Origin of the sequence: Neobacillus sp. OS1-2 (genome assembly GCF_030915505.1) — a bacterium.
Lineage (GTDB): Bacteria > Bacillota > Bacilli > Bacillales > Cytobacillaceae > Neobacillus.
Genome location: NZ_CP133265.1, coordinates 724717 through 739984 on the forward strand (window position 1 = coordinate 724717; position 15268 = coordinate 739984).

Genomic DNA, 15268 nt, shown 5'->3' on the forward strand with positions numbered 1-15268 from the left:
ACGTCAGCTCTCATACGGAGCTGACATTTTTCTTATAACACGCTGGCATGACCGTTATAAATAATTCCTCTAGCTGCGTCTACCGTTACTTCTTGACCCTCTTTAAACAATTCTAACGCATTGTCTACGCCAACAATGACGGGAATGCTGAGGCTTAGACCAACCACAGCCGCATGACTTGTTAAGCCGCCTTCTTGGGTAATAAGGGCAGCGCATTTCTCTATTGCCGGTACCATATCACGGTCAGATCCGATTGTCACAAGAATCGATCCCGGTTTTACTTTTTCCAAGGCTTCTTTGGCATCATGGGCAATAACCACTTTTCCAAATGCTGATCTGCGGCCAATTCCCTGCGCCTTAGCGAGAATATCACCGACAACATGAATCTTCATTAAATTTGTTGTGCCCGCTTCACCGACAGGAACACCTGCTGTAATGACAACCAAGTCACCATGCTTCACAATCCCGCTATTTAAGCTTTCTTCTACGGCAATATCAAGCATTTCATCAGTGGTTGTACAAATTCTACCAAGCTGCGGATATACACCCCAAACAAGCTGTAAACGGCGGCAGACATGTTCATTTGCTGTCACTGCTACAATTGATGCCTTTGGGCGATACTTGGAAATCATTCTTGCTGTATGACCGCTTTCTGTTGGTGTAATAATCGATTTCACTTCAAGATTTAATGCTGTGTGGGCAACAGATTGACCAATTGCATCTGTAAGATTATGTTCCGTATCTTTGCTGCGGCTTGATAAAATTTCCTTATGATCTAAGGCAGATTCTGCTCTCGAAGCTATATTATGCATCGTTTGCACAGCTTCTGCAGGATAAAGACCTGCAGCCGTTTCGCCAGAAAGCATGATCGCATCCGTACCATCAAAAATAGCATTGGCGACATCGCTTGCCTCAGCACGAGTCGGTCTTGGATTACGCTGCATCGAATCAAGCATTTGTGTTGCCGTAATAACCGGTTTTCCAAGTGCATTACATTTCTTTATTAACATCTTTTGTACTAGTGGAACCTCTTCTGCCGGGATTTCCACGCCAAGATCCCCACGAGCAACCATCAGACCATCAGAAATTTCAAGAATTTCATCGATGTTATCTACGCCTTCTTGGTTTTCAATTTTGGGGATAATGTGGATATAGGTGGCATTGTTTTCTTCTAATAACTGGCGGATTTCTAAAACATCTTTGGCACGGCGGACAAAAGAGGCGGCAATAAAGTCGACCCCCTGTTCAATACCAAACAGAATATCTTGTCTGTCCTTTTCGGTAATCCCCGGTAAGTTAACTGAAACACCTGGAACGTTCACACCTTTTTTATTTTTTAAGATGCCAGTATTTAATATTTTGGTGTGAATTTCATTAGCGGTCTTATCTATTTCCGTTACTTCAAGTCCAATTAATCCATCATCCAAAAGAATTCTAGAGCCTACATGGACATCATCAATTAACTCATTGTATGTAACAGAGAATTTCTGGGTGGTCCCTTCCACTTCTGTCATGGAGACAATCACGTTTTCTCCAGCGTGAAGCTCAATGGCCCCATTTTGCATGTTATTTGTCCGAATTTCAGGACCTTTAGTATCGAGCAAGATGGCAACCGTTTTTCCCGTTTGCTTTGACGCCTCACGAATATTTTGAATCCGTGCTCCATGCTCTTCAAAATCCCCATGGGAAAAATTCAAACGGGCAACGTTCATCCCCGAATTGATTAAATCAGTTAATTTTTCTATGCTTTCACTAGCAGGACCAATCGTACAAACGATTTTTGTTTTACGTAACATCCTTTTTTTCCTCCCATTTTAGAAAAGGCAAAACCTATTTTCTTATATTGATAATTCTTTGGATAGGTTGAATAGATCAAGGTCTAACGTGTGTTTTCTTTCCAGGGCTTCGATAATGTCATAATCAACAAGCTTATTTTTTTCAATTCCCACGGCACGACCGCCTTTACCTTCGATTAAAAGCTCGACTGCCCTTGCTCCTAATCTACTGGCAAGCACCCTATCGGCAGCAGTTGGCGAGCCACCTCGCTGGATATGTCCTAAAACAGATACTCTTGTATCCATGTTCGTTGCTTCTTGCAGCAGACTGGCAAATTCGTATCCACTGCAAACACCTTCCGCGACAACAATGATACTATGCTTTTTCCCACGCTCTTGACCACTGCGTAATCGATCGGCCACTTCATTCATATCATAATTTTCCTCTGGAATCAAAATGGTTTCCGCTCCGCCTGCAAGCCCTGCCCATAAAGCAATATCTCCGGCATCCCGGCCCATTACTTCAATCACAAATGTTCTTTCATGTGATGTAGCCGTGTCACGAATTTTATCGATTGCATCAATAACTGTATTTAAGGCCGTATCAAACCCAATTGTTTGTTCTGTTCCCGGAATATCATTATCAATCGTTCCAGGGACACCCACACACGGGAAACCTTGTTCTGTTAATGCCTTTGCACCTCGGTAAGAACCATCGCCGCCAATGACAACAAGCCCTTCAATTCCATGGGCTTTTAACTGCTCAATTCCAATTTGCTGAACTTCTTTCTTTTTAAATTCAGGACAGCGTGCTGAATGAAGCATCGTTCCGCCACGATGAATAATATCCCCAACAGAGCCAAGTTCAAGCTTTTTTATATTTCCGGCAATTAGTCCAGAATACCCACCATATATACCGTAAACTTCTATATTATGAAAAATCGCCTTCCGGACAACAGCCCGAATCGCTGGATTCATCCCCGGGGAGTCACCACCGCTTGTAAGTACTCCAATTCTTTTCATCCTATTCACCTCTATCATTGATTAAGAAAGTCTATGTACCTTTTCTAAAAAGTAAATAAAATCAACTGCAAGTAGCGCTTCTCTTATTATCTACATAAAACCTTTGAATATTAATAAAATAACATGAAGAAATGCCTATAACAACCGATTCAAATCAGTAATTAAAATAGACGGAATAATTAGTTAAATGAAAGCGATTTATTTTACACTGAAAGCGCAAACATCACTTTTTTAATGAATTTTTTGTGAACATCATAAAAAAAGTGCTCAACCTGAGCACAATCTCTAATTTACACCAATATAATCCTTCATTTCCGTATATTCGCCAATTGTTCTAAAACGGTTATAACGGTCCGCTATTAATTCTTCCTCTGAAAGTTTAAGCAGCTGTTGAAGGGAATCTTTTATCACTTTTTCAATTTCTGCCGCTTGCATTTTCACATCTTTATGTGCCCCGCCTTTGATTTCGGGAATAATGGCATCAATGATTCCTAATTCCTTCAAGTCAGGAGCAGTAATCTTCATTGTTTCGGCCGCATTTTTGGCAAGTGCTGCATCCTTCCACAAAATAGCTGCCGCTCCTTCAGGAGAAATAACAGAATAAGTTGAGTTTTCGAGCATGTAGATGCGGTTTCCGACACCTAGTGCCAAGGCACCACCACTTCCGCCTTCACCAATTACAATACAAATGACAGGAACCTTTAGACCCGCCATTTCAAAGAGGTTTCGGGCAATCGCTTCGCTTTGACCGCGCTCTTCGGCAGCTTTACCGGGATAGGCACCTTTCGTATCAATAAAACAAATTATTGGTCGATTAAACTTATCCGCCTGTTTCATTAAGCGTAAAGCCTTGCGGTACCCCTCAGGATGAGGCATTCCAAAGTTGCGGCGAATATTCTCCTTCGTATCTTTTCCCCGCTGATGGCCAATCACGGTGACAGGAAGCCCCTTAAATTTAGCTACACCGCCAACGATTGCCTCATCATCCGCAAACGTTCGGTCACCATGGCATTCAAAGAACCCTTCAAAAAGGAAAGAAATATAATCAAGAGTTGTCGGCCTGTTCGCAAGACGTGCAATTTGTACGCGATCCCATGGCTTAATATTTTCATATATTTCCTGCTCTAGCTTAACTAGCCTAGTCTCTAATTTAACAATTTCAGCACTTAAATCGACATCGGCTGTTTTTGTGAACTCTTTTAATTCAGTGATTTTCTTTCTTAGCTCCACAATTGGTCGTTCGAATTCTAATTCCCCTGCCATTCGAGTTCACCTCCCGGATTATGAATATCTAAAATGTTCGTGATCTTCTCCACCAAATCTATTCGTGAAATAATCGCATCTAGCTGGCCGTGTTTTAACAGGAATTCCGCTGTTTGAAAATCCTCCGGTAATTCCTCACGAATCGATTGTTCAATGACCCTGCGGCCGGCAAAAGCAATGAGCGCCCCCGGTTCAGCAAAGTTGTAGTCACCCAATGAAGCGAAGCTTGCAGAAACGCCCCCCGTAGTCGGGTGTGTCATAATGGAAATAATTAAGCCACCGTTATTACTAAATCTCTTTAACGCAACACTTGTTTTAGCCATTTGCATTAAGCTCAGGGCTCCCTCCTGCATTCTAGCACCACCTGATGCAGTGAAGATGATGAAGGGAATCGCAAGTTCATCTGCCTTTTCGATCGCAAGGGTAATTTTCTCACCCACGACAGAGCCCATGCTTCCCATCCGGAAAGTAGCATCCATAATCGCCACAACTATTTTTTGACCATTAACCGTCCCCATTCCAGTGACAACAGCCTCATTTAACTTACTTTTTTGCCGATCTTTTTCAAGCTTTTCTAGATAGTCTGGAAAATTTAGTGGATTTTTCGAAACCATATTTTCATTAATTTCTACAAAACTGCCCTCATCAATAAAGCTATCAATCCGCTCTTTTGCATTCATCTGGAAATGATAACCGCAATGAAGGCAAACCTTTGCATTTTTCACTAATTCCTTTGTGTACATGATTTTCTTACATGAAGGGCATTTGGTCATAATCCCTTCTGGAACATCATGTTTAGCCATGTCTTTTGAAATGGTTGCATATTTTTTCTTTTTCGGTTGATTTTTAGAAAAAAGATCTTTAAGCGCCAAATTAAAACCTCCCTAGTGTAACGCACCTTGCCTTAACGGCAAGATTCTCCATCTTTTGCTATTCAAAAGTCTTTCTATCCTAAGGTAACTTCATACCTAGAAACTCCTAAAAGTGGTCAGACCACCGGGGATTAAAAATACCCTTTTTCCATGGGCTTGTATAACTTCCACTATAAAATAAAAAAAGTTCAAAATCTGTTAGTATTTGTCGGTAAAGTCAGACAAATTTCGTAGTTTGCCATAGGCCGAAAGTGTCTTCTCTTCATTCTTTTCTGCTATTGCTCCCAATATAACCAGATAGTCTTCGCGCTGATAGTCTACAGAATAATCCTCTAATGAATAATAATATTCTTTTAAAATCAACCACATTCTTAAGAATAAGTGGTTATCTGAAACCTCGATAATTCGTTGAAAAAACTCATCATCCGTAAAGCTATCCGTTTTGGTTACCCATTCCTGCAGGGATTCAACCTGCTGCTTGCTGACCCTTTTCAGTGCTAACCGGAGGCAATCCATCTCAATATAGTTTTTGGTTTCGAATACATCCTGCTTTGCTTTTTCATCTTGCAAAATAAATGTACTGAGAAGCTGAACCAATTGATGACCTCGGAAGTCCCGAATAAACGTCCCTTCGCCTCGCCTTGTTTCTATTAAGCCAAGCAGTTCTAGTGCTCTAAGTGCCTCCCGAACGGAAGAGCGCCCGAAATTCAGGCGCTCCGACAATTCCCGTTCTGAAGGAATCTTATCTCCAGTTTTCAGTCCATCACTGCTAATCATTTCTCGTAACTGCTTTACAATCTCTAAATATACTTTAGAATTTGTCACTACCTTAATCACTCACTTTTGCCAATTATCGCGAGCCTTTGCGTTTTTTCCTTAATATCATCAGGATCTACCTTAATACGGGCCACACCGGTTTCCATTGCTGCTTTTGCGACAGCCGCTGCTACATTTGGTGCTACCCTTGGATCAAATGGTGCAGGAATGACGTAATCGGCATGAAGCTCGTCCTCACTGATTAGGCCGGCAATGGCTTCCACTGCAGCTACTTTCATTTTTTCATTAATATGCGTCGCGCGAACATCAAGTGCTCCACGGAAAATTCCTGGGAAAGCAAGGACATTATTGACCTGATTTGGAAAATCAGAGCGACCGGTTCCAACTACTTTTGCCCCAGCTGCTTTGGCGTCATCAGGCATTATTTCAGGATCCGGATTTGCCATGGCAAAAATAATCGCATCCGTATTCATTGATGCCACCATTTCTTTTGTAAGTGCTCCTGCAACGGATACCCCAATAAATACATCAGCACCTTTAATTACATCCGCGAGACTGCCTGTTAAATTATCGCGATTGGTAAATTTGGCTACTTCTGCTTTGACTGAGTTCATTCCCTGCGGGCGGCCCTCGTAAATCGCACCTTTTGTATCACACATAATAATATCTCTAACACCATAGCTATATAGCAATTTAATAATGGCAATCCCAGCTGCACCAGCACCACTTGCCACTATTTTAATTTCAGTCATCTTTTTTCCAATTAATTTAAGGGCATTGACAAGACCCGCTACCGTAACAATGGCTGTGCCATGTTGGTCATCATGAAAAATCGGAATATTTGCTTCCTTCTTTAATCTTTCCTCAATGACAAAACAATTAGGAGCGGCGATATCCTCGAGATTAACTCCCCCGAAAGTTGGTTCAAGCAACTTAACCGTTTCAATAATTTTCTCCACATCCGTTGTATTTAAACAAATGGGAAACGCATCAACACCGGCAAAGCTTTTAAACAAAACGGCCTTGCCTTCCATAACAGGAAGTGCTGCCTCAGGTCCAATATTACCAAGTCCAAGGACCGCCGTACCATCGGAAACCACAGCAACCATGTTTCCTTTCATGGTATAATCGTATACCGTTTCAGGTTTTTCATAAATATCTTTACATGGCTCCGCCACACCCGGTGAATAGGCTAAACTTAAATCATGTGCATTTCTAACTGGAACTTTTGATTTCGACTCTAATTTCCCCTTATTAATCCGATGCATATGTAATGCTTCTTCACGTAAAGTCAAGTCTGTCACCCCTCATATTTATAAAAACATTCTCACTTAAAAACGTCCCGCTTTAGTGGTCAGACCACACAAGTCTCTTTACCAATATAACATATCTTCAAAAGTTGTAAAGAATTAATCTTTTAGAACAACATTTTTTTCTCCAAGTAAATTTCTTAATTGCTGAATGACTGCAGGGGTTGGATTGACGTTGTTTTCTGCCCCTAATTTCACTGACTTTCTAGTCCCCTCATCATGTAAAACAACCACAGCATCCCCTTTACTCGCCTGTAATAGCTGCTTTATTTTTGGCAGTACCAGCTGATCTTGCTGAGTGGAGGAAATTTTAATATATAAGACTGGCTGGTTTACCATTTTTGTTTGTAACCACTGCTCTAATTCTGTTATCTGCTGAATGATAAATTGTCGCTTTTCATCGCGATCTTCTATTTTCCCTTCGATCAGTAGAAAGTTCCCTTGCCGTAATAATGGCTGGTACCTCTTATATACAGTAGGAAATACCACTGCCTCCATTTCACCGCTGGCGTCACTTACCGTTAAAAATGCCATCGAATCACCCTTTTTGGTACGAATCGATTTCAGCGTGGAAAGATATACACCCGCGATGGCCCTTTTATTATCACTTCTTAATTGGTATAACAATGATGCCCCAACCCGGGTGAGATTCTTTTCATAAATAGAAATAGGATGATCAGAGAGATAAAGGCCAAGCGCTTCTTTTTCAAATATCAGCTTATTTTCTAAACTTATCGGGTCAACTTGAACATATTTCGGTTTCGGGATCATTTCATCGTCGAATAAATCAAATTGGTTGGAATCATCCGGTTTGAAAATCTGGGCATGCTCGATAGCTACATCCAAACTTGCCAACAAAACGGCACGATCTTCGCCAAATTCATCAAAACAACCGGAATGAACAAGAAATTCAAGTGTCTTGCGGTTAATTGCCTTCTGAGAAATTCTAATACAAAAATCAAAGAGGTCATCAAATTTTTTACGTTTCCTTGATTGAAAAATTTCCTTTAAGGCGGCACCCCCAACACTTTTGATGGCGGCAAGACTAAAGCGGATCGCATCCGTTTTTTCTACATGGAATGAGTAGGTACTATGATTTATGGATGGAGGCAGTACAACGATTTCCTTTTGCCTCGTCTCCAAAATGTATTGGGCGATTTTTGTGTCATTACCGATGGCCGAGGTTAAGAGACCCGCCATAAAATGGACCGGAAAATTCGCCTTTAAATAGGCGAGCTGGTAAGCAATCATACTATAGGCAACCGCATGGCTCCGATTAAAGCCGTAGTTTGCAAATCTAACAATTAAATCGTATATATCATTCGCAAGTCCTTGGTTATATCCCTTCTTCAAAGCCCCTTGGACAAAATGATTTCGCTCTTTATCAAGAACTTCCTTTTGCTTTTTTCCAACCGCCCGTCGTAAAAGATCTGCTTCACCAAGTGAAAATCCTGCCATCTTCGAAGCAATTTGCAATAGTGATAGGTAAGCATTTGATGTTATCTCCAGCTTTTCCCCCACTCCACACCGTGCATGCGATTTTCACCGCACACGGCGTTCCATCAAGATATAAATTCATTTATTAACTAATTTGGTTTTCAATGATTTCGAATCTAAGGCTTTAAACATTTGGTTAAATCGTTTCTATTTTACATTTCCTTCTCAGTGTGTTTACCTTTCGAATTTGTTCATCATTAAGATTTAACTCATTTAACAGTTCCCTTGTCTTACCTGGATTTGTTGAATGAATTAACCTGTGAACTTTTTCTTTAATGATTATTAGATTTTGGTATTTGTCATCCCCGCCTAGGCTTCTCGGCAGTTTATGGTGACAATGAATATCTCCAATATCTAATACTTCTTTGGTTATTGCACACTTTCCAAGTTGGGCTGAGAATAAAGATAATCGGTTATCGTTGTACTCTATGCTTTCATCAAGGACTGGTGATTTCATAAGATATTGAATCTTTCTTTGAATGTCATAATTTAATGATTGATGTATAAGTGCTCTACCCTTGACTGTGTAATTGCATATTTCCTTTTTAAATTGCATTGGAGCCTTATGTGATATTTTAGCGATTGGAATTATCGCTTGATTACATAAGAAATGAATGCCTTTGCTTTCACCGTATTTATCTTTAATGAATTTACTTATTGTCCCAAAATGTGTTTCAATGTCTTTAAAACGATTTCTCCTAATATTCAAAGTAAGGTAATCCACTTTATGAAAATCTTTACTCACATGAGAAGCGGCATTGTAATAATTGTGTAAACCACTTATTGTCGCATTATATATTCCTATATTTTTTGGCAACTCTTTAGGTTTACTGTGTTGTATTTGTTTAACAGATGACTTAACTTTTCCAATTGCTTTGCTCAATGCTTTATCGTTCATACGTGACTTTACAGTGAATTTATCTTTGCTACTCTTTTTGTTGTAACTCCATTTTGTCCCTTTTCGAACTACCTTCATTTTGAAACCTAGAAATTCTGAATAGTTCTTTTTAAGGTTGACAATTTTGGATTTTTCTTCACTTATATCCAAGAATAATCTTTCTTTTAACCATTTTGTTGTTGCCTCTTTGATTATTCTTGCTTCTGTTAGAGTTCTGCAAAAGATTTTAAAATCATCTGCATATCGAACAATATGCATTTCTTTTAAATTTGTTTTTTGCAAAGCCTTATTTACTGCTATTGAGCAACTATATTGGTGATTCGTTTTTAATCCATTCCATTGAGAATGTATCCACCAGTCGAGTTCATTTAAAACAATATTTGATAGTAGTGGTGATAAGATTCCGCCTTGAGGAGTACCCTTATCAGGATTTCCTTCTCCAATGATTTCTGCTTTTAACATTTTCGAGATTATTGAAACCAATCTCTTATCCTTGATCCCCATACTCCAAATTTGCTTAAGCAGTTTACCATGATTTACATTATCGAAAAAACCTTTTATGTCTATATCCACTACATAATGCAAGTAATTTCTTTGCATTAAGTGATAACATCTTGCAATTGCATGTTTTGTACTTCTGTTCGGTCTAAAACCAAATGAATAATCATAGTATTTAGCCTCACATATTGGTTCAAGTACTTGTTTAATGCATTGCTGTATTACCCTATCTTCTATCGTTGGTATTCCTAACGGACGTAATTTACCATTAGCTTTAGGTATTAGAACTCTTCTTACTTTATGTGGATGATAGTTACGAAGTCTTTTCCTAACATATTCCACAATTTCATCTGGATTAAATTTTGTTAAGTCTTTAATCGTTTTCTTATTACAACCCGCAGTTAGACTTCCTCTATTTGATTTTATTTTCCTATATGCTACCAAAATATTTTCTCGGCTTGTTATGATTTCGATTAGCTCTTTGAAATCTTTACCTCTTTGAGATTCTTTGTACAAGTTGTCGTACACATTTTGGATATCATAGTACTCATTAAATCTTAGTGAACCCTTCTTTAAAGCCTTTGCTTCTTCATTCATTGTCAAAGTCGGTTTACCTCCTCTGAGTTTTCACCCAAAGTGGATTACCTCTCTTAGTCTTACTCGAACCTCTGATTACCAAAATATAACTTTTGAATTCACTTCTTGACTTGTGCCTATCCCTCCACCACTTATTATCATGGTTTCTTCGGTACTGTGGCACTTCTCTCACTTAGACAAAAATAAGTTATAGCTATTAAGCTTTTCCTTATTACCGTTTCATTGAAATTAGGGTTTCTCCACGTCCTAAGCTTTCCACGTTCCTATAACTTTATCTGTACATATACTTTTAGGTGCTTCCTTTGCGCCTGTTAGCTTGTTAGTGCCTGTAACACTATAAGGTATTTCATAAAATCAACTCTTACTTTACCTCACTAACCCCACATATTAAGTGGTAATAGTCTTTCGACTATCTAGAACTCTAGACGCGTACATTCGGAAGTTCGTCAGTTATAAATCAAACATTCTCACCATGAGTATTTTATAGACCCCCGGCATATCACGAACCATATCTTACTTGATACTTTCCAAACAGGTGGGCTCTAGCCACTTTTGAACCAATTCTTACTCATATCTTTCATGACTTAGGTTGTTTCTGCCGACTTCACCAAGCTTCATAAAATAAAGTCTCCTAAAACTTTATCCCATGTTGGAGTATTAGGGAGTTGGTTTCAAGGCGTTACCCTATCATTCCCAACTTCAAGTTATAAGTTCTCTACTCCCATAAAGAGAGTATGTCGCTTTTCGGATAATCTCCTTTTGCGAAACGTGTCACACTGATTTGTTCCTGGTAGACAATGACCCCATACGTATTCTCCAGAATAGACTCTAAATCCGGGTGTGGATATACTACCGGCTCTCGACCATGTTTTCGTTCAATAAACAGAGGGATATTTTCCATTGGGCCCGGACGGTACAAAGCATTGACGGCGACAATATCCTCAAATCGCGATGGTTTTAATCGTGTTAATACTTTCCGCATTCCTTCTGATTCTAACTGAAATATGCCTGTTGTTTCTCCTTTAGCCAATATTTTGAATGTCTTTGGATCATCTAATGGAACCCGGCCAATATCTACTTTTCTTCCGGTATTTCGGGAAATAGACGAAAGGATAGTTTCAATGAGTGATAAATTTCTGAGGCCAAGGAAATCCATTTTTAAAAGCCCAATTTCTTCGAGGTATTCCATCGAGTATTGCGTCAAGTACACATGGTTGGATCCACGTTGAATTGGGATTAAGTCAATGAGCTGCTTTTCACTGATGACGACACCTGCAGCATGCGTGGAGGTATGCCTCGGCAAACCTTCAAGCTTTAACGCGGTGTCAAAAAGTTTACGGTTAAGCGGGGTCTCATTGATAAACCTTCTTAACGGTTCGGATTCTTTGTAAGCTCCTTGCAGGTCTATACCTAAATGTGGTGGAATCATTCTTGATAATTGCTCAAGTTCCTTTGAATTTAACCCAAAGGCCCTGCCGACATCTCTTAGGGCTGCCTTTGCAGCAAGTGTTCCAAAGGTAACAATCTGTGCAACGTGCAGTTCTCCGTATTTCTGTGCCACATATTCGATTACTTCATCACGGCGATGGTCGGGAAAGTCAATATCAATATCAGGCATCGAAATACGCTCAGGATTTAAAAAACGTTCAAACAATAAGTTATGTTCAAGTGGGTCGACATCTGTAATATATAAAACATAGGCAACAAGTGATCCTGCGGCTGAACCCCGACCCGGGCCAGTTAAAATCCCCTTCGATCGTGCATATCTCATAAAATCCCAAACAATTAAAAAGTAATTACTAAATTTCATCCGCTTGATGACTGCTAATTCAAAGGATAACCTGTCAAGATATTCCTTGGTTGGATTGGAAATGCGTTCACGAAGACCCTTTTCACATAACATCTCGAGATATTCCTCTGCCGGCATATTATTTTCGGTTGGAAAGGTTGGTAAATACGTTTTATTTAATTCAATGTTTACGTTACATCTACTAGCGATCCGCAGCGTATTTTCTAGTGCATCGGGGACTTCGGAAAAGCAATCGACCATTTCCGCAGCCCTTTTTAAATAAAATTGATCACTGTCCAATTTCTCGCGATGATCATCCTGTAATTTGTCACCATTTTTTATGGCCAACAAACATTCATGCGCAAACATATCTTCCTTTTCCAAATAATGTACTCTGTTGGTTGCAACAACGGGTACATGTAACTCATTTGAAATAGCGAGAAACTGTTTTCCAATGGTCGCTTCCTGTTCAAGCTGATGATGTTGAAGCGAAAGAAAAAAGCTGCCGTTACCAAAAATGGCAACTAACTTTTTAATCAGCTTTCTGGTCATCTCCTCGTTTCCGTTTAACACAGACTGTTCAATTTCCCCTTCAAGGCCAGGTGTTAAAGCAATTAGCCCCTTTGCGTAATGTTTTAGCCATTTTAATGGGAGCCCATGATCAGTCTTAGTTTGAACGGCACTGGAAATTTTCAAAAGATTTTTAAAACCGTCCTCATTTTCAGCCAATAGGACTAGCGGATAGCATTCGTTCGGAGTGATTTCACTTTCCACATCTACTGTTAGCCCAATAATTGGTTTAAGATTATTTTTTTTACAAAGTTTATAAAATTCAATTGTTCCATGCATCACATTTCTGTCGGTTAAGGCGATCGCCGAAAAACCTTTACTCTTTGCATTTTTGATTAAATCTGGGACAGAAGCGGTGCTTGTCAACAAACTATAGGCACTATATACATGAAGGTGAATAAAAGACATTTTGCCTCACCTTTCCTTAATCTTATTATCTATTATTTATTATAAATCTTAATCGCAGAAAAAGAAAATATGTTCTCGTTTTTAACTATTGCTTTGCAAAAAACATATTCCCCAACCATTGTCCATATAAATGAATAGAGATTATCTATGAAGGCGGTTGAAGGAATGAAAGAAATTGGTTTTTTTCCTGCTTTTATCGAAAGCTATTTTATTGCCTTAGGAGTCGTGCTTGGTGGTTCATTAATTGGCGGAATCGCCTCTTTCTTAACTGGACAACCACCGCTTACGACAGTCTACCGCTTGTCATCAGCACTTAGAATCTGGGCCATTGTGGCAGCGATTGGCGGGACGTTTGATACGGTTTATACCTTTGAAAGAGGTTTATTTAATGCAGATACAAAGGATCTTTTTAAACAATTTTTATTAATTCTTTCTGCCTTAGGCGGTGCCCAGACAGGAGCACTCATCATAAATTGGCTGACACAGGAGCATATATCATCATGAGAATCCCTCCCTACTATCATCGACCCGCATGGCAGCGATTTTTTTCTGGGATGGCAGTTGGCGGCGCCATCAGCTGGTGTATTTTTCTATATATTTATGGCGTTTGGCAAGAGGAGAATACCGAAATGATTCGTAAGCAGCAGGAGAACATTGTTGATTTAAATAATGAGAAAAAGATATGGCAGGAAGAATATAAGGAAATAAACAAGCGGAATATTGAAAACTTGACTGTTCAGAATTTTAATATAAAAATCACAAACTTTGAAAAATACAAACTGGATTCATTAAGTGTTCTTGAAACGGAAAATGCGGTAAGGGATGATCTCAGTTCATTGCTTGCTAAGGACTTAGAGACTGTCTATAAAAGCAGGGATTTACTAAAAAAAATAATTGAAAATAAACCGGTAAAAATCAATGAAAAAAGATACAAACTGAAGGTAAAAGAAATGGTTATTTATACAAATGTATCGATACAGCTTGAAATACAGTTTGAATAGAAAAGTGGAACGACCCTCCTTTAATAGGTCGTTCCGCCTTTTCTATTTTGAATACTGTTCACATACCGCGTCTACTTCCCGCAAAACATCCTTTACCGTCTCCCAAGAGTAAATCGACGCTCCCGACGCAAGAGGATGGCCCCCGCCATTAAACTTTCTTGCAACTCCATTGATAACGGGCCCTTTCGAGCGCAGCCGCACACGTATTTGATCGTCCTCCTCAATGAAAAAGACCCATGCGATAATTCCTTTTACATCTCCTAAAATCCCCACAAGCAGGGATGCCTCTGCGGGCCTTGCATCATATTCTTTTATTAACTCTTTCGTAAGTTTGACGGAAGCCACTCCGTTTGGCTGAAGCTCAAAATTTTGCAGGACATACCCCTTTAACTTAATGATATTTGGTTCTAATTCATACATCTTATCAAATAGTTCAGTCCGTGAAAAATGATAGTGAATCAATTCCCCTGCATAGGCGAATGTCTTATCTGTGGAACTAGGAAATAGAAATCTTCCTGTATCCCCGACAATCCCGGCAAATAGAAGTCTTGCCGCTTCATCGTTCATTTTTAGTCCTTTATCTTTTCCTTTTAAGTAGAACTCATAGATCATTTCACTGCAAGAGCTTGCTGATGTGTCCACCCATAACAAATCCCCGTAAGGGTCTTCGTTTGGATGATGATCTATTTTTATAAGCTTATCTCCCAATGTGTATCGCCCGTCACATATTCTCTCGGCATTGGCGGTATCACATATAATGACCAATGCCCCGTTATATACCTCATTCTCAATCACATCTAATCTGCGCATGTAATGTAATGTCGGCTCTTCTTTCCCAACCGCAAATATCTTTTTTTCGGGATAGGATTCTTGCAGAATGGCAACCAAACCGCCTTGCGAGCCATAGGCATCAGGGTCTGGACGGACGTGACGATGAACAATGATGGTATCATATTGTTCGATTGCTGCGATAATTTGCTCAATCATGGA

General features: G+C 39.5%; 11 protein-coding genes and 1 pseudogene. 2 read left to right on the forward strand and 10 right to left on the reverse strand.

The window, feature by feature from the left end; all coding sequences use genetic code 11:
* Positions 1–32 precede the first annotated feature (32 nt).
* The 9 genes and pseudogenes from pyk to RCG19_RS03800 form a co-directional block, all read right to left on the reverse strand.
* Complete coding sequence (gene pyk, locus RCG19_RS03760) at positions 33–1796, reverse strand: pyruvate kinase (RefSeq protein ID WP_308109727.1); 1764 nt, start codon at positions 1794–1796, stop codon at positions 33–35.
* Between the two features lie 42 nt (positions 1797–1838).
* The gene (pfkA, locus tag RCG19_RS03765) at positions 1839–2798 is read right to left on the reverse strand and encodes a 6-phosphofructokinase (protein ID WP_308109728.1); all 960 of its coding nucleotides are present in this window, start codon (positions 2796–2798) and stop codon (positions 1839–1841) included.
* Positions 2799–3083: 285 nt separating this feature from the next.
* On the reverse strand, positions 3084–4061 hold the full coding sequence (gene accA / locus RCG19_RS03770; RefSeq protein WP_308109729.1) for an acetyl-CoA carboxylase carboxyl transferase subunit alpha: 978 nt from the start codon (positions 4059–4061) through the stop codon (positions 3084–3086).
* Entirely contained in the window at positions 4046–4933 is an 888-nt protein-coding gene (gene accD / locus RCG19_RS03775) for an acetyl-CoA carboxylase, carboxyltransferase subunit beta (RefSeq protein ID WP_166239149.1), read from the reverse strand. Before accD ends, accA begins: the two co-directional genes overlap by 16 nt.
* A 198-nt stretch (positions 4934–5131) precedes the next feature.
* A complete protein-coding gene (locus RCG19_RS03780; protein WP_207627519.1) occupies positions 5132–5710 on the reverse strand; it encodes a FadR/GntR family transcriptional regulator in 579 nt (192 codons plus the stop codon).
* Positions 5711–5766: 56 nt separating this feature from the next.
* Entirely contained in the window at positions 5767–7005 is a 1239-nt protein-coding gene (locus RCG19_RS03785) for an NADP-dependent malic enzyme (protein ID WP_166239145.1), read from the reverse strand.
* 114 nt (positions 7006–7119) lie between these two features.
* A complete protein-coding gene (locus RCG19_RS03790; RefSeq protein ID WP_308109731.1) occupies positions 7120–8541 on the reverse strand; it encodes a helix-hairpin-helix domain-containing protein in 1422 nt (473 codons plus the stop codon).
* A 112-nt stretch (positions 8542–8653) separates the two neighbouring features.
* Positions 8654–10510 carry a group II intron reverse transcriptase/maturase gene (gene ltrA / locus RCG19_RS03795; protein WP_308110918.1) on the reverse strand — a complete coding sequence of 619 codons (1857 nt, stop codon included), beginning with the start codon at positions 10508–10510 and terminating at the stop codon, positions 8654–8656.
* A 778-nt stretch (positions 10511–11288) separates the two neighbouring features.
* Positions 11289–13277, reverse strand: a pseudogene (locus RCG19_RS03800) (DNA polymerase III subunit alpha); the annotation flags it as partial.
* Between the two features lie 165 nt (positions 13278–13442).
* Here RCG19_RS03800 and RCG19_RS03805 point away from each other — a divergent pair.
* Both RCG19_RS03805 and ytrI read left to right on the forward strand, forming a co-directional pair.
* Positions 13443–13781 (forward strand): sporulation membrane protein YtrH, encoded by a 339-nt coding sequence (locus RCG19_RS03805; protein ID WP_166239141.1) that lies wholly within the window; start codon positions 13443–13445, stop codon positions 13779–13781.
* Positions 13778–14278, forward strand: coding sequence for a sporulation membrane protein YtrI (gene ytrI / locus RCG19_RS03810; protein ID WP_166239139.1), 501 nt, complete (start codon positions 13778–13780; stop codon positions 14276–14278). Before RCG19_RS03805 ends, ytrI begins: the two co-directional genes overlap by 4 nt.
* A 42-nt stretch (positions 14279–14320) precedes the next feature.
* Here the strand turns inward: ytrI and RCG19_RS03815 are convergent, their stop codons facing one another.
* Complete coding sequence (locus RCG19_RS03815) at positions 14321–15265, reverse strand: DHH family phosphoesterase (RefSeq protein WP_308109733.1); 945 nt, start codon at positions 15263–15265, stop codon at positions 14321–14323.
* Between the last annotated feature and the right edge of the window lie 3 nt (positions 15266–15268).